At 65.4% G+C, this 20,650-nt stretch carries 18 protein-coding genes and 1 tRNA gene; 9 read left to right on the top strand and 10 right to left on the bottom strand.

Going from position 1 to position 20,650, the window contains the following annotated elements; translation table 11 throughout:
* Both ACO05L_RS11860 and ACO05L_RS11855 read left to right on the top strand, forming a co-directional pair.
* Positions 1-288, top strand: a complete 288-nt coding sequence (locus ACO05L_RS11860) for a hypothetical protein (RefSeq protein ID WP_421729377.1) — start codon at positions 1-3, stop codon at positions 286-288.
* Positions 281-571: a hypothetical protein gene (locus tag ACO05L_RS11855; RefSeq protein ID WP_421729376.1), complete on the top strand. Its 291-nt coding sequence runs from the start codon at positions 281-283 to the stop codon at positions 569-571. The genes ACO05L_RS11860 and ACO05L_RS11855 overlap by 8 nt, the downstream gene beginning before the upstream one ends.
* Here ACO05L_RS11855 and ACO05L_RS11850 read toward each other — a convergent pair.
* The 7 genes from ACO05L_RS11850 to ACO05L_RS11820 form a co-directional block, all read right to left on the bottom strand.
* Positions 564-1,166, bottom strand: a complete 603-nt coding sequence (locus tag ACO05L_RS11850) for a tyrosine-type recombinase/integrase (protein WP_421729375.1) — start codon at positions 1,164-1,166, stop codon at positions 564-566. The genes ACO05L_RS11855 and ACO05L_RS11850 overlap by 8 nt on opposite strands.
* Before the next feature lie 621 nt (positions 1,167-1,787).
* Entirely contained in the window at positions 1,788-2,570 is a 783-nt protein-coding gene (locus tag ACO05L_RS11845) for a hypothetical protein (RefSeq protein ID WP_421729374.1), read from the bottom strand.
* Between the two features lie 186 nt (positions 2,571-2,756).
* Positions 2,757-3,050 (bottom strand): DUF736 domain-containing protein, encoded by a 294-nt coding sequence (locus ACO05L_RS11840; RefSeq protein WP_421729373.1) that lies wholly within the window; start codon positions 3,048-3,050, stop codon positions 2,757-2,759.
* A gap of 561 nt (positions 3,051-3,611) precedes the next feature.
* Positions 3,612-5,600: an ATP-dependent nuclease gene (locus ACO05L_RS11835; RefSeq protein ID WP_421729372.1), complete on the bottom strand. Its 1,989-nt coding sequence runs from the start codon at positions 5,598-5,600 to the stop codon at positions 3,612-3,614.
* Positions 5,601-5,680: 80 nt separating this feature from the next.
* A tRNA-Leu gene (locus ACO05L_RS11830) sits at positions 5,681-5,763 on the bottom strand.
* A gap of 47 nt (positions 5,764-5,810) precedes the next feature.
* Positions 5,811-7,250 carry a site-specific integrase gene (locus ACO05L_RS11825; RefSeq protein ID WP_421729371.1) on the bottom strand — a complete coding sequence of 480 codons (1,440 nt, stop codon included), beginning with the start codon at positions 7,248-7,250 and terminating at the stop codon, positions 5,811-5,813.
* A gap of 582 nt (positions 7,251-7,832) precedes the next feature.
* Positions 7,833-9,407 carry an amino acid permease gene (locus tag ACO05L_RS11820; RefSeq protein WP_421729370.1) on the bottom strand — a complete coding sequence of 525 codons (1,575 nt, stop codon included), beginning with the start codon at positions 9,405-9,407 and terminating at the stop codon, positions 7,833-7,835.
* Positions 9,408-9,552: 145 nt separating this feature from the next.
* Here ACO05L_RS11820 and hrpB point away from each other — a divergent pair, with 145 nt between their 5' ends.
* From hrpB to ACO05L_RS11805, 3 genes are all read left to right on the top strand, one after another.
* Entirely contained in the window at positions 9,553-11,991 is a 2,439-nt protein-coding gene (gene hrpB / locus ACO05L_RS11815) for an ATP-dependent helicase HrpB (RefSeq protein ID WP_421729369.1), read from the top strand.
* A 74-nt stretch (positions 11,992-12,065) separates the two neighbouring features.
* Complete coding sequence (locus ACO05L_RS11810) at positions 12,066-12,827, top strand: hypothetical protein (RefSeq protein ID WP_421729368.1); 762 nt, start codon at positions 12,066-12,068, stop codon at positions 12,825-12,827.
* Positions 12,828-12,837: 10 nt separating this feature from the next.
* Positions 12,838-14,130 (top strand): MFS transporter, encoded by a 1,293-nt coding sequence (locus tag ACO05L_RS11805; protein WP_421729367.1) that lies wholly within the window; start codon positions 12,838-12,840, stop codon positions 14,128-14,130.
* Between the two features lie 30 nt (positions 14,131-14,160).
* On the opposite strand, the gene ACO05L_RS11800 is transcribed toward ACO05L_RS11805, so the two are convergent.
* From ACO05L_RS11800 to ACO05L_RS11790, 3 genes are read right to left on the bottom strand one after another with little or no spacing between them, the layout of a single operon-like run.
* Complete coding sequence (locus tag ACO05L_RS11800; RefSeq protein WP_421729366.1) at positions 14,161-14,958, bottom strand: TrmH family RNA methyltransferase; 798 nt, start codon at positions 14,956-14,958, stop codon at positions 14,161-14,163.
* On the bottom strand, positions 14,955-15,860 hold the full coding sequence (locus ACO05L_RS11795) for a class I SAM-dependent methyltransferase (protein WP_421729365.1): 906 nt from the start codon (positions 15,858-15,860) through the stop codon (positions 14,955-14,957). Before ACO05L_RS11795 ends, ACO05L_RS11800 begins: the two co-directional genes overlap by 4 nt.
* 17 nt (positions 15,861-15,877) lie before the next feature.
* Positions 15,878-17,302 (bottom strand): glycosyltransferase family 2 protein, encoded by a 1,425-nt coding sequence (locus ACO05L_RS11790; RefSeq protein ID WP_421729364.1) that lies wholly within the window; start codon positions 17,300-17,302, stop codon positions 15,878-15,880.
* A gap of 170 nt (positions 17,303-17,472) precedes the next feature.
* Here ACO05L_RS11790 and ACO05L_RS11785 point away from each other — a divergent pair, with 170 nt between their 5' ends.
* Genes ACO05L_RS11785 through ACO05L_RS11770 form a run of 4 tightly spaced genes read left to right on the top strand, consistent with a single transcriptional unit; the run spans position 17,473 to position 20,649 of the window.
* Positions 17,473-18,123: a TetR/AcrR family transcriptional regulator gene (locus ACO05L_RS11785; protein WP_421729363.1), complete on the top strand. Its 651-nt coding sequence runs from the start codon at positions 17,473-17,475 to the stop codon at positions 18,121-18,123.
* On the top strand, positions 18,120-18,914 hold the full coding sequence (locus ACO05L_RS11780) for an ABC transporter substrate-binding protein (protein ID WP_421729362.1): 795 nt from the start codon (positions 18,120-18,122) through the stop codon (positions 18,912-18,914). Before ACO05L_RS11785 ends, ACO05L_RS11780 begins: the two co-directional genes overlap by 4 nt.
* Positions 18,911-19,897, top strand: a complete 987-nt coding sequence (locus ACO05L_RS11775) for a FecCD family ABC transporter permease (RefSeq protein ID WP_421729361.1) — start codon at positions 18,911-18,913, stop codon at positions 19,895-19,897. The genes ACO05L_RS11780 and ACO05L_RS11775 overlap by 4 nt, the downstream gene beginning before the upstream one ends.
* Positions 19,885-20,649 (top strand): ABC transporter ATP-binding protein, encoded by a 765-nt coding sequence (locus ACO05L_RS11770; RefSeq protein ID WP_421729360.1) that lies wholly within the window; start codon positions 19,885-19,887, stop codon positions 20,647-20,649. The genes ACO05L_RS11775 and ACO05L_RS11770 overlap by 13 nt, the downstream gene beginning before the upstream one ends.
* Position 20,650 lies beyond the last annotated feature (1 nt).

The following is a 20,650-nucleotide window of genomic DNA, read 5'->3' as shown; positions in this document are numbered from 1 at the left end:
ATGGGCTTTCACGGAATACCACTGCCGCTCTGGGCGAAGTTCGGCATTTGCATCGCGTTCGACCTCATCGACATGACGGTCGGTCGCCTGATGATCGGCGTCAGCCTTTTCAGCGAAGGGTTCACCACGCTGGTGATGTTCGCGCTCTGGGGCCCACTTGGCCTTCTCGCGGCGTGGGAAGCGGTCGATGTGACGGAGCAGCTCGACGGCTTCATCCCCACCAACACGCTCATCGCCTGGGCTGCGCATAAGCGGCATCAGCCCGCTAAGGAGAGTGGCCATGGATAATCACTTTCCGAAGGCACCGAGCCTCGGCATGTGGTTACTCGCGGGATCTGCGTGCGCAGTGACCTATGTGACCTTCCATCCAGAAGCCGAAACCTACGGCCTTGCCGTTTTCTTCGGCTGCGGTGCAGCGGCCTTCGTGACGATTGTCGTCTGGCTTATCCGGTGCCTCCTCGCGGGGCTCGGCGCTACGGCGCGTGAGTTTCAAGCGGGCTATCGTGAAGGCTACGACAAGGCGGAACAGCGTAAGCGCGCCGCTGAAGCCGGAACCGATCCGGTTAGTTGAGGGTCGGCAGGCGTTTCCACAGACGAACGGCGAAGCCGCGTTCCTCTTCGCCGACGACATCGACGTAGATGGCGGTCGATTGGAGGTCGGCGTGACCCATCCAGTCGCGCGTTTTCGTCAAAGGCACATGTGCCTGCACGGTCGCCACGCCGAAGCCGTGGCGCAATCCGCGTGGGGTGGCGTGAATGCCTGTGATCCCGGCCTCGGCCATCGCCCAACGCACGCGTCGCCATGCCGTCTGCCGGCACCAAGACCATAACGGCGCGCCAGACTCCCGACCTCGCGCCAGTCGCGCGAGTTCCTGTATCAGGACGCGTGGCACGGGGACCGCTCGAAACGCCCGTTTGCGCCGCTTCAACGTTTGAAACACGACCCGAGAGGTTTCGACGTCAAGGCGCTCGGATGTGAGGGCCAGGCCTTCGCTGATCCGGCAACCCGTGAAGGCGAGCAGCCTACAGAATGCGCGGCTTTCCGCGTCCATGCGGGAGGCAGCGGTGAGGAACCGCGCCGTCTCACCCTGTTGGAGGTATTTGCGTTGGCCTTCTGCGCTGAGAGCGCGGGACAGGTCATGCGAGGAAGTGAACCGGCGGCTCATACGGCGACCTCCAGCCGTGAGCCTGAAACGTTATGCGGGATAGTGTTGCAACCCCGGGGGACCCAGAAAGCTAGGCCAGCCGGGGCATTTTCGGCTGGTTCGCGTCTGAGGTTTCCAAGCATGCCGCATTCCAAAATCATGCCGATAGTCGTTTCAATTCAGAGCCTTTCAATCAACGGAATCCCGCACAATGTTACTTTTTCTCTGACGTTCAGGCTGAACGCAGGGGAAATCCGTGGCCCATCGGCATCTTATTGTAGGCTCGGCTATAGCCACCTTGATTGCACTGGGAGCCGATCCAACCTTCGCGCAAACAACGGCGCGTCGCTCCGCTCTGCCGGACACCTACGAAGCGGCCATGAAGTGTTTTGTTGCAAACGGTCGAGCCCGCTCAATTCGGCAACGCGCAGGCGATGCGCCTGCCGCTAGCCAGTATGAAGCCGGTGCCCGCTCATCTTTCGAGGCGGCTCAGGTCGTCGCAGGTGCGCTTGGATACCAGCAGAGATTCACCGCCGATCTGGATCGGGTTCGCGAACATGAGTTGCCGCTGATGGTGAACGACCCTGCATATTTCCGTTCCGCCGTGAGCACGTGCCGCGCGCTCGGGCTAATGCCGACCGCTTAGACTCCGACCGCCGGGCCAGGCTCCGTTGCTCTTTGGCGGGTCACGCCATGCCCGGAAGCGCTGGCGTCAGACATAACGGTTCCTGTGGATCGTAGAACGGCGATTATGTCCGGCGATACCAAAGTGCTTTCTGTGGGAGCAAGGGCGTCTTCTGCCTGCTGTTGAACAACCGGTTGCCGACCGGCCAGCGCTTGTTCAAGCGGCTGCTGTGCCGCGTCGATCCGGTTGAGCATGGGTTGGTAGTCCGGGCTGTCGGCTGCGCCGTACTTGCCAGCATCCACCAACTGCGCGCGGGAGATCTGAAGGGCACGAAGTTCTCCTTCGGGCGTCCCTTCCGCCCGCGCGGTCTCGATTGCCTTGCGTGATGCTTCTTCCCGTTCGCGATATGCGCGCTCTTCGTCCGCCGAAGCGAAATGCAGGTAGGGGTCGAAGATCTTCTTCTCATAGAAATCGCGCACGAAGTCGCCAGTCACGCGGTGAGCTGCCGCGCTCGCTTCGTGCAAGGCGGCTTCAGCGGCCTGCGCCGTCGTTGCCGACGCGCGCGCCCGCTGCGCCAACGTCTGCGACGCCGCGACCGAAGCCATGACTTCCGCGCGGATGGCGGCCAGTCCGCCGCCCTGGGCGCTCTCGATGCGGTGCTGCAATCCGGAAAGGCGGGACATCTGGTTTTGCGCAGCGGCCAAAGCCCCGCCATCACCACCCATCATCGCCGCGTGGCGAAGCGTCTCGATATCCGATTCCAGCGCAGCCTGCGCCCCGGCGATCTGCTCGATGAGCATCGCTCGAATGCTAGCATTCAGGTCAACGGGAAGGTGCCGTTGACCGTCTGAAACTGTAGGGTCGCCTGCTATAGGTTACCTCTAAGGCTGGTGTTCTCGGATATTATACCTACGCGCTCGTTAAGTTTTCGTTAAGTATAATGAATAGAAGGCCGAGCAGGTTTTTCTGCCCGGGCCTTCTGGTCCTTAGCGACTCCACAGGAGCTGGTGGCGTCCGTCATCGCCTTCGATCATCCGGCAGAAAATTGCTGCCGGGAAGCTCGGGTCATCCAGCTTGACGGAGAGATAGGGGCGCTCGCCTTTGCTGGTTTTCGACCAAGCCGCGCCAATCTCGATGCCGCCGGCATAAACCCGGTAGTCGGGAGCCGCGTCACTCACCTTGGTGTTGGGCTGAAGAGACGCCTTGGCCTTCAGAGCCAGGGTGGTGATGGCGCCGGTGAAGTTTGCGCCGTCGCGAGTGAAAGTTCCGATGTTTGCCATGGTGGCCTCCTTTGCGTTTGAAGCCGCACCGCGCGGCCTCGATGCGCACCGATCGGAGCTGCTGGGCAGCGCCCTCAAGCCGAAGGCGGTACGTGCATTTTGAAGCCACGCGTTCGCGAGGAAGCCCGCAGGGCAGGGGAAAATGCTCGTTGAAGGCGCTGGCCAAGGCTCCAGGTTGCGCGGATGGAGAGGCCGGAGGAGCGGCGACGGACAGGTGCCCGGCTATCGCGGCTTAGCGGGCGGCTCTTCGCGGTCGTCGATGTCTAGTCTCTGTCGAAGTTCCACACTGTCTTTCAGCCCACACACATGCGCAGCAGGGATCGGAGAATGGCATAGTCGGCGTTTCTCAAGGCGCTCGCTTCGGAAACCCTGCAGCTGCGCCCGCCCATGGCGGCTCTGGCCTTGGCGAAAAGCCTGATCCTCATGCCGAGGGCTCCTCATCCCGCGCATTCCGTGCGGGCAAAGGAGGACAGTATGAAACCAGCCAACATCGCCCTGCTGATCGCCGCAGTCGCCCAGCTCATCACCTCTCTGGCAACCGCCTTCTCGATTATCCGGGGCTCACCGTGACGACTGAGCCTCCGAGAGTTCAAAATCGCGCATTCCAGCGTTAGTGCGGTGGCTAATGGTAGCCGTCCTGCCATCGCCTGCGATGGTAAGGACGCCGGAAAACTCATTTCCAGTTCGGCTGAAATCCGTGACCTTGAATAACTTGCCAAGATTGGAGGACGCTGAAGCCATCTGGCGATTCAGTTCCTCAGCTCTCCACTCGGGGTTCTTCACGATGTGGCCTTGGAGGGAGTGGACGTAGTCCCCTAAGTACTCCTTAAGGACGGCGTCGAGGTCTACCGGCATTGCCGCTGGGAGTTCGGTAATTGCTTCAAACAACTCGCCATACCTACCTGCAAGCGAGCTCGCAGGCAACGTCGGCAGCGCGACCAGCTCTGCCGTCACGGCGCGACTTTTTGCGCTGTCTTGAAGACGGTAACGATCCCCGTCAAACAGCGGCAAGAAATGCTCCAAGGCACCTCCGGTTAGTATCCGGACACGTTTGGTAGCAAGCGCCTCCTTGACCTTGGAAAGCCGGCCCGATAGCTCGGCCGCCGCAGTTTTACCGATTACCTCCGTGACGGCCGGACGGTTCGCCGCCATTTCAACGAGGAGCGCCACGCGGGCTTGGTTGAGCGCTTTCTTATCTATGAAGAGGCGGGCTCCCTTATCGACGCCGTTGAGATAATCCGAAAGACTTTGGATTCCTTGGGGCACGGTATTCAGTGCCAAGATCACTTTGATCGCATCCGTTAGTCCCCGATCAAGCTCCCCGCAGACCTTGGTGAAATCCCCGCCAAGGCCAAGATCAGCCAAAAATTCTGAAACTTCATCGTCGTTGCGAATGCACGCACGAAGGTTGCCTGTAAACAGACTGTCCAGATCGTAGACAAAATGCGCTCGCTTACCCAAAAGTTTGCAGAGTTCGAGGTACTTTGTGACTTCCTCGCATCCTCCGGCATCAATGATGCAACTGCCCGCTGCGGCGACAGAGACGTTTCTCTTTTCCTGAATTGCTTCGATCAACTGCGCGTCGGTAATGCCTTCTACAAAAATCGGGTCATCAGCGAAGAATAGTTGCTTATGGTGGACATTAAGTCGCGGAACTAGAGTGCGCAGTCGCACAGACGCCTGATGATCGAGAACGCCTGCGTTCGCCGGTAGCTCGTGTTTTCCAGAAAACGAGTAAATCGACTGAAGATCTTCAACTGTTTTGATGTCGAGGATGAACGGGGAGTGGGTGATCAAAATGATCGCCTTGCGGCGCGCTAGTCCGCGGCCACCATCAGCGACCTGTCGGACTTCTTGCATAAAGAAGCTCTGAAATTGCGGATGGAGATTGAGTTCCGGTTCGTCAATTATTAGGCAGTCATGCTGGTCATCATAGAGCTGCGTCAGCAGGACAATAAGTTCTCTGATCCCGTGGCATTCGTCGCGATCTGCCCGATAGGTCTCTCCGGTGGCCTGCGAAATCGCCTTTGGCACCAAGTTTCCCGAGTCCCATTCGAGGCGAATAGTGCGCTTGAACAGGCTGCTGACGGTAGCTTCAACCAGCACCCGGATGTCTGGCCTCTCTTCAAGGATCACAAATGTGTCGATGCCAGCGCCCTGACTACGCCCTGCGTTCTTGAAGTGATCGAAATACTGCTTCGAGAGGCCAGCACTGAAGTTGTCACCCCACAAGCCAAAGCCAGCGCCACGACCTTGACCTTCGAGCCGATCGGTCCCGAGTAGGCGAGCGTTTGGAACCACTGCTTTTAGGGCTTCCGCGAAACGCGATTTACCGCTGCCATTTGGGCCTACGAAGTAGGTGAGAGACCCGAATGTCTGGAACTGAAACGTCCCGCCAGTCCAGGGTCTGGGAAGGGCGAACGAAACCGGCCCGAGGAGCTTGGCGTCGGGGGAAGTCTCCGTCGATTCAGATGCGCTTAGGCTCGTGTCCATATTCTTCTTCCCCAGTAGCGTTGCGATGGCTACGCCCGTTCGGGCGTTATTCGCCACCGGTTCGACCCGTACGGGTCGCTCCTTCGCTGCGCGCAGAGGACGGCCAGTGCTGGCCTTGAACCCCTGCGCTGGAAGGGTGGTGCGGCTAGAGGGACTCGAACCCCCACGGTCACCCGCTTGGACCTAAACCAAGTGCGTCTACCAATTCCGCCATAGCCGCGCGGTCGATCGTCTATAGCTGGCCGGTCAATTTGAGCAAGGAAATCATCAACCCGGCGCGTGGGTGTCGGGACCGTCAGGGATGGAAGGAGTTCGACGCCGGGACGATTTCCGAGCGGCGATCGGCCGTTGCATGTTGATCGAAGCCGCATCGATGCGGTCTTTGATGTGGGCGGCGTAAAACTGCTCGATCATCTGGACGCTGGTGCGACAGTTGTTCGCGATTTGATAGACGTCCGCTCCCTCCATGAGCCGCATCGAGATGTAAGTGTGGCGAAGGCTGTAGAGGGGCCGGACCTGTCCATCCCGATCATGCTTCAGGCCTTCTTCGCGCAGGATCGCGTTGAAGGCGTCGCGGTCATAGGGATTGAACAGTCGGTCTGTCGGCTTGAGCGCGCGCGGCTCTTGCGGGATCGGCGCAACGCGATGTTCCACCAGCTTTCCGAGTTTGCTGCGCTTCGGCCAAGCCTTGGGAGGGCTTTGGAGCTGCCGGGTACGTCGCTCAAGGATGCGGGTGAAGGGATGGACGGCACCGGGCATGCTCTTGCAGTAGCCGGTCCCGGTTTTACCCCGCACATCGATGACGAGGATCGTCTGCTTGGTCGAGTAATCATCCTCGATGGCCACGTCCCGGAACTCCAGCCGGAACGCCTCGTCGGGTCGGAGGCCCGTGTTGGCCATGAAGAGCACCAGGTCGTGGAGCTCTTGATAGTGCTCTTGCCAACCCACGCGCCCGCCTGAGGCTCCTCCCGCCTTCCGACCCGTCGCAGTGTAAAGCTGCTTGTATTCGTCAGGGGAGAACCAAGCCCGGCGTTGGCGCTTGGTCTGGGTCTTGTAAGGCATCTCAAGGTTCGGGAGATGGGTCAGCCAGCCTTTGCCCTCGGCGTGCTTTAGCACCTGCCGGATCAGCACCATTTCGTGGTCGATGGTGCTGCGGGCTGGCGGCTTGCCTTGGGCGGTGCGCCGGCGCTCGGCGCATTCCGCCACTACTTGAAGGATCTCCTGTTCAGAAGACGCAGCTGCCATCCCGTTTTTCTCATCGCGGTCTATCCGGCGGAGCGACTGCTCAAGGGTCTTGGCAATGGTGTCTTCGGCACGTTTCACCCGGTAGCTCATAACGAGCCCACGGTTGACCTCCGGCAGAGCGGTCTTGCTGAAGAACGGGTCCACATGCACCTTCAGTCGAAGATCCATACCCTCGATATAGGCAGGACTGCGGAGGCCAGCCGCCAGGACGCGGAAGTGCCGCATGTAGTCCTCGGCGGCTTCGCCAAAGGTCTTTTCCTTTTTGACGATCTGGCCATTCCGGAGTTGGCCCCTCAGACCGAGGTACCACTCCTCAGCGACGTCCTTCGCCCGAGCCAACTCGGTCTCGTGAGTGGATTCTCGAAAGCGCTCGCCCCCGACGCGGGCCGCGCATTGCCAGGTTTTGCCATCCGCCCGCCGGTAAACCTGCAAGCGTCCATCGAACATCGTGTGCGTAGTCACAGCGCCTCCTCGACCGGAAGCCCGGTCGGTTGAGAGTGATCAACGGCGCAGCTTAGTTGTGTCCACGGTGTGTCCAGCCAATGCAAGCACCAGACGAAAATACAGCGTTGATTTGACTGATATTTTCATCATATGTGTTGATCTAACACTCGATTTAGGTTCTGGCATCGCAAGGTGTGGAGGTTCGAGTCCTCTCATCCACACCATCTTTTTTTAGGGCGCTAACGCTCGCCGCGCGGCGGCTCGCTGCTTGAGCGCAGGTTGCTTTAGGGCGCTACCGCTTGCGACGCGGTCGCTCGCTGCTTGAGCGCGGGTTGTTTTAGAGCGCTACCCCTCGCGACGCGGTCGCTCGCTGCTTCAGCGCGCCCCCACTCTCTCATCGTCATCCTAGGCCTTGTGCCTAGGATCCAGAGACACCGTCTTCGCCTTAGTCGCACAGACGCTTGGCCCGCCTGTGCGGTTGTCCGCCGCTCGGTAGATGCCGCGCGTCTGGGTGCTCGGGGCAGGCCAGGGGATGAAGAGGCCGCCCATACGAAAAAGGCCCGGGATCGCTCCCGGGCCTTTCGTCTTTTGGACCGTCGATCAGGAGATCGGCGGGACCGGCGGCGGCGGTGCGTCGCTGTCGGTTTCGTGGACTTCGATCAGGCCGCGACCCAGGTGGCTCTTGCGATAGCCATACAGGAAGTAGACCACCAGACCGATGCCGCCCCAGATCGGCAGCACCATCTTGGCGTCGTGCGGCAGGTTCCAGAACAGAAAGGCGCAGCCGAAGGCCGACAGCGGGGCGAAGACCCACACCAGAGGCATGCGGAACGGACGCTTGCGGGTCGGATCCTTGCGCCGCAGGACCAGCACGGCGATCGACACCATGAAGAAGGCGAACAGGGTGCCCGAGTTCGAGATGTCGGCCAGTTGACCAACGGGGAACAGGGCCGCTGCGATGGCCACCGCGATGCCGGTGAAGGCGGTCACGATATAGGGCGTCTTCCACTTGGGGTGGATCTTGGTCAGGCCTTCCGGCAGCAGGCCGTCGCGCGCCATCACGAAGAAGATGCGGGTCTGACCATAGATCATCATCAGGATGACCGAAGGCAGGGCCAGCATGGCGGCCAGGCCCAGGGCGTTGCCCACGCCCGGCCAGTTGATTTCACGCAGGACGTGGGCGAGGGCCTCGTTCGAGCACACCAGCTTGTTGGTGTTCTCGGCCAGGGCGCAGGCGGCGACGAAGGCGGCCGAACCGGGCTGAACCGCTTCACCGGCGGCGCCGACGACCGGCTGGGCGCCGATGGCTCCAACGGCGCCGATGGCGACGAGGAGATAGAACAGGGTGCAGATGGCCAGCGAACCGATCAGGCCGATGGGCACGTTGCGTTGCGGGTTCTTGGTCTCTTCAGCCGCGGTGGAGACGGCGTCGAAGCCGACATAGGCGAAGAAGATCGACGCGGCGGCGCCGACGATGCCCATGCCCGACGACGAGCCGAACAGGCCGTTGGGCGCGAAGGGCGTGAAGTTGGCGGCATTCACCACCGGCAGGGTCAGGGCGATGAAGGCGGTCAGGGCGGCGATCTTGATCACCACCAGCACGGCGTTGACGCGCGCCGATTCCGTCGTGCCGATCATCAGCAGGCAGGTCACCAGCAGGGCCACGACGATGGCGGGAACATTGATGATGCCGGCCGAGAAATCGGGGACGGGCATCATGCCGTTCATGGCCCAGACCGGGCCGGCGGATAAGAGGTCGGGGAAGTCGAACCCTAAGGCGTTTTCTATCAACCCCAATACATAGCCTGACCAGCCGACGGAGACGGCGGAGGCCGCGACGGCGTATTCCAGAATCAGAGCCCAGCCCACGCACCAGGCCAGAAGCTCGCCCATGACGGCGTAGGTATAGGTGTAGGCGGAGCCGGAAACCGGGGCCATGGCCGCCAGTTCCGAATAGCAGAGCGCCGCAACTGCGCACACGGCGCCGGCGATGATGAAGCTGACCGACATGCCCGGACCGGCCTTCTGAGAGGCCGCAGCCGTCAGAACGAAGATCCCGGTGCCGATGATGGCGCCGATGCCGAGTAGTGTGAGTTGAACTGGACCTAGCGACCGGTGAAGTGATTTCTTCTCGGCCGTGGCCAGAATCGCGTCGAGCGATTTAACGCGCCACATGAATTACCCCTCGAAAGTTTTGCCCGACCCCTGTCGGTTTGCGCGGACGCTAACCATGGAATCCGGCATGCGCAACGCGCGATCAATGGGATGAGTGCGACACGACGGTTTCGTGATGGCGGCGGGCGGGACTAGAGCAGGGGTGATGTTGCCCATTCACGCCGTTCTGGAAGACCTGTCGCGCGCGCTGGCGAACCACGACGCCGTGGTGCTTGCAGCGCCGCCGGGCGCGGGCAAGACCACGGTCGTGCCCCTGGCCTTGCTGGACGCGCCGTGGCTGGCTGGGGCCAGGATCCTGGTGCTGGAACCGCGACGCCTCGCCGCACGGGCGGCGGCCGAGCGGATGGCTGCGACCCTGGGCGAAACGGCGGGCGAGACGGTCGGTTATCGCACGCGACTGCAAAGCCGCATTGGGCCCAGGACGCGGATCGAGGTCATTACCGAGGGCGTCTTCATCCGCATGATCCTGGACGACCCCGGCCTGGAGGGCGTGGGTGCGGTGCTGTTCGACGAGTTCCACGAGCGCAGCCTGGACGCCGACCTGGGCCTGGCCCTGGCGCGCGACAGCCAGGCCTTGCTGCGGCCGGACCTGAAGCTGGTGGTCATGTCGGCGACCCTGGACATCGCCGGGATCGCCCGCCTGCTGAACGGCGCGCCGGTGGTCGAGGCGCAGGGCCGGATGTTTCCGGTCGAGACCCGATATCTGGGTCGAAACGCCGCCGAACGGTTCGAGGACGCGATGGCCCGAGCCTGCCGGTTGGCCCTGGCCGGCGAGACGGGCTCGATCCTGGCCTTCCTGCCGGGGCAGGGCGAGATCCACCGGACGGTTCAGCGGCTGAAGGAGCAGGTGCGCGATCCGGCGGTGGACGTGGTCGCCCTGTATGGCGCGCTGGACAAGGGCGAGCAGGATCGGGCGCTGGACCCGTCGCCGCCTGGTCGCCGCAAGATCGTTCTGGCCACATCGGTGGCCGAGACCAGCCTGACCATCGAAGGCGTGTGCGTCGTCATCGACGGCGGCCTGTCGCGCGTGCCGCGTTTCGATCCGGCCGGCGGGCTGACGCGGCTGGCCACCGTGAGAGTGTCGAAATCCTCGGCCGAGCAGCGGCGGGGCCGGGCCGGGCGCACCGAGCCGGGCGTCTGCTATCGCCTGTGGGACGAGGAACAGACGCGGGGCCTGGTCCCACACCAGAGGCCCGAGATTCTGGAGGCCGACCTGACCGGGTTCGCGCTGGATCTGGCGCGGTGGGGCGCGCGGTCTGCCGACGGCTTGGCCCTGCTGGATCCGCCGCCGGCCGGGGCGATGGCCGAGGCCCGCAGTGTTCTGACGCGATTGGGCGCATTGGACGAGGCCGGGGCGCTGACCGAACATGGTCAACGGTTGACGAGCATCCCCCTGTCGCCGCGATTGGCCCATATGACGGCGGTGGCGTCGGATGCGGGCGACGCTCTGTTGGGCGCGCGGATCGCGGCGGTGCTGAGCGAGCCGGGCCTGGGCGGAAACGACGTGGATCTGCGCGACCGGCTGAAGGGTCTGGACCGCGACCGCTCGCCACGCGCCAACGACGCCCGCCGTCTGTCCGACCGCTGGGCGCGGGCGGCGGGGGGCGAAAATGGCGGTGCGGTCGATGTCGGCGCCATGGTCGCCGCCGCCTTCCCCGAGCGGATCGCACGGGCGCGGGGCAGGCCGGGCGAGGTGCTGCTGGCCAGCGGACGCGGCGCCTTTCTGGACCCCACGGAACTTCTGGCGCGTGAGCCGTGGCTGGCGGTCGCCGAAGTCGGGGGCGGTGATGCGCGCGACCGTATCCGCCTGGCCGCGCCGGTCGATCTGGGCGAGATCAAGGACCGGATCACCGTCGAGGACCGGCTGAGCCGCGAGCCCTCGGGAAGAGTAGTGATGCGCCGCATTCGCCGCATCGGCGCCTGCGTCGTGGATGAAAAGATCACCGGCGCGCCGGACCGCGCGGCCCTGACCGGCGCCCTGAAGGCCGAGGTCGAGGCGGGTGGCCCAGGCGGTGGACTGTCGGGACTGAAATGGGGCGAGCGTTCCGGCGGATTGCGGGCGCGGCTGGCGTGGCTGCACGGCATCGACGCGACCTGGCCCGACGTGTCCGATGCGGGCCTGGCGGCCGAGCGCGAGACCTGGCTCTGGCCCTTGCTGGACACGGTGCAGGCCCTGGACGGCATCGCGGATGGCTCGCTGGAACAGGGGTTGCGGACTCTCGTGCCCTGGGACCAGCAGCGGCTGCTGGACGAGGTCGCGCCGCCCCGGCTGACGACGCCGCTCGGTTCGACGGCCATCGACTATGCGGCGGAGGGCGGGCCGCGCGTGGATATCCGGGTGCAGGAATTGTTCGGCGTCACGGCCCATCCCACCGTGGGCGGGTCGGCCAAGGTCCCGCTGACCCTGGCCCTGCTGTCGCCCGCGCGACGGCCGGTGCAGATGACCAAGGACCTGCCTGGCTTCTGGGCCGGAAGCTGGTCGGCGGTGCGGGCCGAGATGCGGGGCCGCTATCCGCGACATCCCTGGCCGGAGAACCCTGCCGTCGCCGAGCCGACCAGTCGGGTCAAGCCGCGCGGAACCTGATCGTCGGGGAACGCCGGTCGTTATCGCCGACGCCCGCCATTGAGGTTTGGCGCGAACCGGGCATAACCGAAGCCATGAGACAAGCCCTGCGCATCACCACCCTGGCAATCACGCTCGCAGTCCTGAGCCTTGCGGGCGCAGGCCATGCGACGGTGGTCGTGCAGGATCAGGCCGAGATCGCGCCGGGCATCCCCCGCCTGGTCCGCACCGCATCCTCGGCCGAGGGCTTCGCGCCTGAAGGCTGGCGGGTCGAGCAGGCGGTTCAGGGCGACTTCAGCCGCGACGGCAAGGCCGACCTGGCCTTTGTCCTGCGCAAGACCGATCCGGTAGGCATCATCACGCGCGAGTATTTCGATCCGACGGACATCAATCCGCGCATCATCGGCGTCGCCCTGGGCAGCCGGCCCGGCGGGGGCTTCACCCTGGCGGCGCAGGATCATCGCCTGATCCCGACGCGCGACGCCGAGGGGCTGAACCTGGAGGACCCGTTCGAGCAGGGGCTGGCGATCAGCAACGGCTCGCTGGTGGTGCAGGTCTATCTGTTCATGAGCGCAGGCGGCGGCGACGCGGGCCCCTATAGTTTTCGCCTGCGCTATCAGGACGGGGCGGTGCGCCTGATCGGCTATGACCATGTCAACGTCCAGCGCATGAGCGGCGCGACCAGGACGATCAGCGTGAACTTCCTGACCGGCCGGATGACCACGGCGACGGGGTCCATCGAGACGGACAAGGAGACCACCGTCGTATCGCGCACCACCACCCCGCCGCTGACCCTGGACCAGATCGGCGACGCCTTCGCCTTTGAACACGACGTCCTGAACCCACCCGCAGAATGATGCCCGCGCAATGACCGACGCAGACCCGTTGATGGCCCCCAGCCGCACCTCCACGCGCCGGGTCCTGTTCGCCAGCCTGATCGGCACGACGATCGAGTTCTTCGACTTCTACATCTACGCCACGGCGGCGGTGCTGGTGTTTCCCGCCCTGTTCTTTCCCGGCGGCGACCCGACCACGGCCATGCTGTCGTCGTTCGCGACGTTTTCAATCGCCTTCTTCGCCCGGCCCGTCGGGGCGCTGGTGTTCGGCCATTTCGGTGACAAGGTTGGGCGCAAGGCGACCCTGGTCGCGGCCCTGATGACCATGGGCCTGTCGACCGTCGCCATCGGCTTCCTGCCGACCCATGCCCAGGTCGGGATCATCGCGCCTCTGCTGCTGGCCCTGTGCCGGTTCGGCCAGGGACTGGGTCTGGGCGGCGAGTGGGGCGGGGCGGTCCTGCTGGCCACCGAGAACGCACCTCCGGGCAAGAAGGCCTGGTTCGGCATGTTCCCGCAGTTGGGCGCGCCCATCGGCTTCATCCTGTCGACCGCGTCCTTCATCATCCTGACCTCGACCATGAACGAGGCCTCATTTGCGAACTGGGGCTGGCGCATCCCGTTCATCTCCAGCGCCCTGCTGGTCTTTGTCGGCCTGTGGGTCCGCCTGAAGATCACCGAAACACCCGAGTTCCAGACGGTCGTCGATCGCCATGAGCGGGTGAAGGCGCCTGCGGTGACCCTGTTCGCCAACCACAAGGCGGCCCTTGTGCTGGGCACCTTCAGCGGGGTGACCACCTTTACGCTCTTCTATCTGATGACGGTCTTCGCCCTGGGCTGGGCGACGACGGGCATGGGGCTGGTGCGGGCGGACGTGCTGCCTGTCCAGTTGATCGGCGTGCTGTTCTTCGCCGCCTTCATTCCGGTTACGGCGCTGCTGGCCGACAGGTATGGACAGGTAAAGGTGATGATCTGGTCGTCGGTGGGCATCGGCCTGTTCGGCCTGCTGTTCGCGCCGCTGTTCGGTCTGGGCCTGACCGGGTTGCTGATCTTCTTCTCTCTGGGGTTCGGCCTGATGGGTTGCACCTATGGGCCGATCGGCGCGGCGATGGCGCGGCCCTTCCCGACGACGGTCCGCTATACGGGGGCGTCGATGGCCTTCAACCTGGCAGGCATTCTGGGGGCTTCGCTGGCGCCCTTCATCGCCCTGAAGCTGGCGGGGACCTTCGGGCCTGGCGCGGTCGGAGGGTATCTGGCCGCGTCCGCCGTCATCAGCATCCTGGCCCTGTGGATGCTGGGCCGTGTCGCGCCCGAGACCGAGCTTTAGCCCGCGCCAATCCTTAGCTCGCGCCAGTGATTAGGCCGCATCCGTCACCGCATAGACCATGACGCCGGTGGCGACGGCCAGGTTCAGGCTGTCGGCGCGACCGCGCATGGGGATCTTGACGTTCACGTCGCAGGCGGCGGCCAGTTCGTCGGTCAGCCCGGCCTGTTCATTGCCCATCAGGATCAGGGCGGGCGTCTGGATCGCCGCGTCGCGATAGCCGGTGGTCGCATCCAGCCGGGTGCCGATGACGCTGCCCGGCCAGGTCTCGCGCCAGGCCAGAAACTCCGTCGGCGAGGCCTTCGAGATCGACACGGCGAAGACCGAACCCATGGTCGCCCGCACCGCCTCGACCGAAAACGGATCGACGCAGTCGCCGATCAGGATCACCCCGCCGCATCCGGCGGCGTCGGCGGTGCGGATGATGGTGCCCAGGTTGCCCGGATCACGCACCTGTTCCAGCGCCACCCAGCAAGGGGCCGATTTCGGGTTCAGGGCCGACAGGGGGGTGAAGTTCTGTTCGAACACCGCCAGCACCGTCTGCGGGTTCTCGCGGCGGCTGATCTTTTCCAGGATCGGATGGGTGACGACGACGATCTCGCCGCCCGCCGCGCGGGTCTCGGCCCTGGCGCGGTCCAGCAGGGGATGGGGCCGCGCCTCCATCCCGACCAGCAGGGTCCTGGGCGTGCGGCCCTGGTCCAGCGCCTCGCCGATGAACTTCAGCCCCTCGGCCAGGAATAGGCCGGTGGTCTCGCGTTCCTTGCGCATATGCAGGGCGCGCACGGCCTTGACCGTGTCGTTGGTCAGCGATGTGATCTCTCGCTCGGTCATTTGGCAGACCAGCGGGCGAAGAAGCTCAGGCCGATGGCGCGGGGATCGACGCCGTTCAGGGGCGCGTCCTCGGACAGGGCCAGTTCGCCCCAGTCGATGCGGCCACCGCGATCATGGGTGGCCTCGGCCATCAGATGGGCCAGGGACAGGCCCGAAATCCGCGCCGCATAGGCATTCAGCAGCAGGAAGGACGCGTCGTCGTCCAGCAGGGCGGCGCAGTCCTTAAGCAGGGCCGGCATGTCCTCGAACAGGCGCCAGACCTCGCCCGTCGGGCCGCGTCCGTATTTGGGCGGGTCCAGGATGATGCCTTGATATTTCGAGCCGCGCCGGACCTCGCGAGCGACGTATTTGCGCGCGTCATCGACGATCCAGCGGATCGGGGCGCCGCCCATGCCCGAAAGCTCGGCGTTGTCGCGGGCCCAGGCGACGGACTTCTTGGACGCATCGACGTGGGTGACCTCGGCGCCCGCAGCGGCGGCGGCCAGGCTGGCGACGCCGGTATAGCCAAAGAGATTGAGCACCTTGGGCTTGTTCAGGCTGCGGATCCGTCCATCCAGCCACTGCCAGTTGGCGGCCTGTTCGGGGAAGAAGGCCAGGTGGCGGAAGGGGGTGAATTTGCCGTGGAAGCGGACATCGCCCCAGCCAAGGGGGAACTGGTCGATGGGCTTGCCTGAGAACCGCCAGCGTCCGGCCTCGTCCTCGTCCTCGGGATCGAACACGGCGTCGGCGCGGCCGAAGGCGTCGGGATCGCGCGGTCGCCAGAAGCACTGGGGTTCGGGTCGCAGCACCGTGTGGCGGCCATACCGCTCCAGCTTCTTGCCATCGCCGCTGTCCAGCAGGGCGTAGTCGGACCAGCCGGTGGTCAGCAGGGTTTCGGGGGTAGTGGACAGTGTGGGGGCCATGCCCCGGTGATTAGGGTTCAGGCGGCCCGTCGTCCAGCGGCCAGTAGATCAGGCGCGGCGAGGCCGGCGTCGGTGTCTTCGACCTGAATGGGGTCGCGCTGGTGCGGGGTCTTGTCCCAGGCGTAGGGCTCGCGGATCAACCGCCAGGCGGCATGGGCGAAGGCCAGGCTGAGCATCGACCAATAGAGCGGGGCCAGGATCATGTCGGCGGCGGAATAGGGGGTATGGGCCTTTCGTGCACCGAGAACGCATTGTAGCCAGGCCGCCGCCAAGCCCAGGATCATGACGCTGAGGGAGAAGGCGCCGACCGTCGGCGGTGCGCCCGCCGCCACGGCCATGACCAGCGACATCGTCACCCAGGCCATGGCGACCGCGTGCATCCCGGCGCTGACCAGAGCCAGACCCAGGCTCATCACCAGGGCCGCGACGCCGCGCCAACCAAGGCCCGTGGGCGTGCGGGTATGAACGCCCCAGGTCTGCATATAGCCCTTCAGCCAGCGCGTTCGCTGGGGCAGCCATATCTCGACGCCATTGGGCGCGGACTCATAGGTTGGTCGGCGAATGACATCGAGACGCCAGCCCCTGCGCCAGAGGCGAAAACCCAGATCCGCATCCTCGGTGACATTATAGGCGTCCCAACCACCCAAGGCTCGCAGCACGTCCGTGCGGAAGTGATTGCTGGTCCCGCCCAGCGGAAAGGGCAGGCCCAGCCGCGCCATGGCGGGCAGGGTGATTTCGAACAGAGCAGCGTATTCCACGGCGAACTGCCGTTGAAGCGCATTGGGCCTGCCGCAGCGGCTGCGTATCCGCAGGGGCGCCTGCAGACAGGCCAGCCGTCCCGCGCCGTCGCCAGCGAAGCGCCCGGCCGCCTCTCGAAGTTGCAAGGGGTCAGGGTCGTCCTCGGCGTCATAGATGACGACCAGGTCGCCCGTGGCCCGGGCCAGGCCGTGGTTCAGGGCGCGGGGCTTGGTGCCGGGCGAGCCTGGGGGCACGACGATGACCTGCATCCAACGGGGCCGATCCGCCGCCATCACCGCATCCAGGGTCTCCAGATCGTGCGCTTCAAGCAGCAGAAGGGCCTCCAGCCGGTCGTGAGGATAGTCGATCTCGGTCAGACGCGAGATCAACTGATGCGCCACGTCGGCCTCGTCATGCAGGGCCGCCAGGATGGTGTAGCGGGGCCAGATGTCGGGCGCCGCAGCCAGAGGTCGCGTCGGGCTCGGCCGGGCGGCGACAACCAGCAGAACCCTCCAGACTCCACAGACCAAAAAGGCCAGATGGAAAGCAAAAACAGCGACATCCCACGGCAGTCGGGGCGAGCGTATCGCCATGGCCGCGACGGCCAGGGTCAGGCTGAGGATGACGACGATCTGGAACGGCGAGAGGCTGCGCCGCAGAGCACCGTGTGCCGACGCGTCACGGTAAGCCTCGCCTGTGCCCATGTCCGCGCAACCCATAGGTGCAACGGCTAAGCTCGAACAGGGTATCTCGCAAGTCCTGGGGTTTAAGTCCTGGTCGTGGCCACAGCGTGGAAATCCAGGTCTGAGGGCGCGACACTTGGCGTCGCCGCGTGAATGCCGCTATTCAGGACGTCCCTTCCCGGAGTTCGCGATTGTCCAGCGCTTCGACCCCGTCTGCCTTGTCCGAACCCGGCTCCCGCTCGGGGCGAAAGCCCAAGGGCGAGGGCCATGTTCGCCGTGCGGAAATTCTGGCCGCCGCCGAGCGGATCTTCGTCGAGCACGGCTATGAGGGCGCGACGATCCGCAAGATCGCAGACGAGGTGGGGCTGTCGTCCACGGCCCTCTACATGCACTTCTCCGAGAAGAGCGAAATTCTGCACGAGATCTGCCGCGGGGCGTTCGAACAGCTGATCAGCGGCAACCAGCGGATCATGGCCGATCATGGTCCGGCCCAGGATCGGCTGCGGGCGATGCTGGAAGCCTATGTCGATTTCGGTTTCGCCAATCCCAACGCCTATCGGCTGATCTATCTGACCCGACCGGTCGAGGCCCGCGACGGTGCGGAAAGCGCGGCCCAGCAGATGGGCGGCGAGCTGTTCCGCTCGTTCGAACAGGTGCTGGAAGAGATCGCCGCTGCGGGCAATCTGAACGCGGAGGCCAGCGTGGCGGCCCAGGTCCTGTGGGGCGGGGTCCACGGCATCGTGTCCCTGGTCATCACCAAACCCTATTTCGGCTGGGTCGAGCCGGCCGTCCTGACCCGGACCATGATCGACGCCCTGTTCGTCGGCCTGCTGCGGACGTGAGACCGGGACGGGTCATCCTTGCGGCTTTGATTGTCACCCTGCTCGCCGGCGCCGCCGAGGCCGATGCCGGCCTGCGCGTCATGTCGCTGGATCAGTGTGCGGATCAGTATGTGCTGGCTCTGGCGCCTCAGGCCGATCTCGCCCTGTCCACCCGCGCCGACGACCCGGACGCCTGGATGCGCGCCGAGGCGCTGGGGCGACGCCAGACACGCGCCACGCTGGAGGCCGCCGTCGCCTTTCGGCCGGACGTGGTGGTGCGTTACTGGGGCGGGGAACCGCGTCTGCTGATCGAGCTGGCGCGGCGTGGCGTCACGGTGCTGACCATCGATGACGCCACCGATTTCGACGGCATCCGAGGCAATGTGCGCCGGGTGGCGGCAGGCTTGAACGCCGGTGAAAGGGGCGAGGCTCTGGTCGCCGACATGAACGCCAAGCTGGCGCGGTCAAGTCGTGGCAAGCAGGCCTCGGCCCAGTATCTGACCGCAGGCGGGTTCACGGCGGGCGAGGGGACCTTGATCAATGCCATGTTCGCCGCCGCAGGACTGGTGAACGCCGCAAACCGGCCAGGCTATGGCCCGCTCAGCGTCGAGCGGATCGCCCTTCAACCGGCCTTGAAATTCGTGCTGGGCTTCTTCGACCAACTGCGTTCGGACTGGCGTGGGGCGGGGCGGCATCCGGTGGTGCGTCGGGCCAGCCGGACCCGCACGGTCGCCAGCCTGTCGGCGGCGGTCCTGACCTGTCCCGCCTGGTTCGCCGCCGACGGCGTGGCGATGATGGCCGCCAAGCCGTGACGGTCACGCGCCTGAACCTTATGTTGCTGCTCGCCATCCTCGGGGCCATCGCTCTGGCCACCGCCGGGGGCGAGGTGGCTTTGAGCGCCGCTCAATATTCTCAGGCCTTTTCTGAGCCGGGATCTGGACCTTGGCAGGTGCTGTGGGAAGTTCGAGCGCCGCGCGCGGTCTGCGCCGTCATGGTCGGCGCGGCGCTGGGGCTGGCAGGCGCGGTCTTGCAGGGGCTGTTGCGCAATCCGCTGGCCGATCCGGGCGTGCTGGGCGTGTCGGCGACCGCCGCCCTGGGCGCGGCCCTGGCCATCGTACTGGGCGCTGCCGCCTTGCCCGGAGCGGTCGAGATCTCGGCATTGGCGGGGGCTGGGCTGGCCGGGCTGATGCTGGTAGCGGCCCAGGTCCGACTGAGGTCGCCCGAGGCCCTGATCCTGTTTGGGGTGGCGCTGTCCAGTTTTGCGGGCGCCGTAACAGCCCTGATCTTCAACCTGTCGCCATCGCCGATCGCCCAGGCGGAGGTCATGTCCTGGCTCTTGGGGTCGGTGCAGAACCGCAGCTGGATCGACGTGGCCTGGGTCACCCCGCCGCTGCTGGTCGCCGGAGGCCTGGCCCTCCTGGCCGCGCCGGGCTTGCGGATGCTGGTGCTGGGCGAGGAGGCCGCCGCCGTGTCCGGCCTGCCGATGCGGCGGATGCGGATGCTGGCCCTGATCGCGGCGGCTGTCGCAGCGGGCGCGGCCGTGGCGGTTGCAGGGGTGATCGGCTTCGTCGGACTGGCCGCGCCGCATCTGGTGCGGGGGCTGGTGCGGGGCGATCCGGGGCGGTTGCTGCTGCCCTCGGCCTTGGCGGGCGGATTGATCCTGGTGCTGGCCGACCTGCTGGCGCGGATCACGCCGACGGATCAGGAGCTGAAGCTGGGCGTCTTCACCGCCCTGATCGGCGCGCCCCTGTTCGCGCTGATCGCCTGGCGCGCGGCGCGGGAATGGCGATCGTGATCCCGGTCGAGCTGACGGGCGCCGTCGCGCGGCTGAACGACCGTGTCGTACTGGACGGGGTCGATCTGAGCCTGAATGTGGGTGAAGCGGTGGCCCTGTGCGGTCCGAACGGCGCGGGCAAGTCCAGCGCCATCCGCGCGGCCCTGGGGCTTCTGCCTCTGAACGCGGGTCAGGCCCGGCTCGGAGGCGAGGACATCACCAAGCTGTCCGAGCGTGCTCGCGCAGAACGGGCCGCCTATCTGGCTCAGGAACGCCGCATCGCCTGGAATATGCCCGCCATCGAGGTCGCCGCCCTGGGCGCGCCCTTCCTGAGTGCGGCGGATGGTTTGCTCCGCGCTAAGGCGGCGCTGGATGAAGTCGGGGCCGGGCATCTGGCGGATCGCGGCGTCGCGGATATGTCGGGCGGCGAGCGCGCGCGCATTCTTCTGGCCCGTGCGCTGGTGTCCGGTGCGCCGGCTCTGCTGGCCGACGAGCCGATTGCCGGACTGGACCCGGACGCGCAGTTCCTGGTGCTGGACCGGCTGAAGGGGCGGGCGCGGTCCGGCCAAGCGGTTCTGGTCAGCCTGCACGACCTGACGCTGGCGGCGCGCTGGGCGGACCGGATTATCGTGCTTCAGGCGGGCAGGGTGGTCGCCGATGCGCCGCCGTTGGAAGCCCTGTCGCCCGAGGTGCTGCGCGATGTCTTCGGCGTCAGCGGGCGCTGGGTCGAGACGCCGTCCGGGCCGCTGCTGGATGCGACCCGGATCGGCTGAG

Origin of the sequence: Brevundimonas sp. (genome assembly GCF_965227765.1) — a bacterium.
Taxonomy (GTDB): Bacteria; Pseudomonadota; Alphaproteobacteria; order Caulobacterales; family Caulobacteraceae; genus Brevundimonas.
The sequence above is the reverse complement of the archived record's forward strand: the minus strand, read 5'-3'. Positions and strand labels throughout refer to the sequence as shown.

Excerpts from the sequence above, each read along its gene's own strand:
- ACO05L_RS11795 (WP_421729365.1), bottom strand. The coding sequence starts at position 15,860 with ATGGCCCCCACACTGTCCACTACCCCCGAAACCCTGCTGACCACCGGC.
- ACO05L_RS11855 (WP_421729376.1), top strand. The coding sequence starts at position 281 with ATGGATAATCACTTTCCGAAGGCACCGAGCCTCGGCATGTGGTTACTC.
- ACO05L_RS11800 (WP_421729366.1), bottom strand. The coding sequence starts at position 14,958 with ATGACCGAGCGAGAGATCACATCGCTGACCAACGACACGGTCAAGGCC.
- ACO05L_RS11805 (WP_421729367.1), top strand. The coding sequence starts at position 12,838 with ATGACCGACGCAGACCCGTTGATGGCCCCCAGCCGCACCTCCACGCGC.
- ACO05L_RS11860 (WP_421729377.1), top strand. The coding sequence starts at position 1 with ATGGGCTTTCACGGAATACCACTGCCGCTCTGGGCGAAGTTCGGCATT.
- ACO05L_RS11845 (WP_421729374.1), bottom strand. The coding sequence starts at position 2,570 with ATGCTCATCGAGCAGATCGCCGGGGCGCAGGCTGCGCTGGAATCGGAT.
- ACO05L_RS11790 (WP_421729364.1), bottom strand. The coding sequence starts at position 17,302 with ATGGGCACAGGCGAGGCTTACCGTGACGCGTCGGCACACGGTGCTCTG.
- hrpB (WP_421729369.1), top strand. The coding sequence starts at position 9,553 with ATGTTGCCCATTCACGCCGTTCTGGAAGACCTGTCGCGCGCGCTGGCG.
- ACO05L_RS11850 (WP_421729375.1), bottom strand. The coding sequence starts at position 1,166 with ATGAGCCGCCGGTTCACTTCCTCGCATGACCTGTCCCGCGCTCTCAGC.
- ACO05L_RS11810 (WP_421729368.1), top strand. The coding sequence starts at position 12,066 with ATGAGACAAGCCCTGCGCATCACCACCCTGGCAATCACGCTCGCAGTC.
- ACO05L_RS11840 (WP_421729373.1), bottom strand. The coding sequence starts at position 3,050 with ATGGCAAACATCGGAACTTTCACTCGCGACGGCGCAAACTTCACCGGC.
- ACO05L_RS11820 (WP_421729370.1), bottom strand. The coding sequence starts at position 9,407 with ATGTGGCGCGTTAAATCGCTCGACGCGATTCTGGCCACGGCCGAGAAG.
- ACO05L_RS11770 (WP_421729360.1), top strand. The coding sequence starts at position 19,885 with ATGGCGATCGTGATCCCGGTCGAGCTGACGGGCGCCGTCGCGCGGCTG.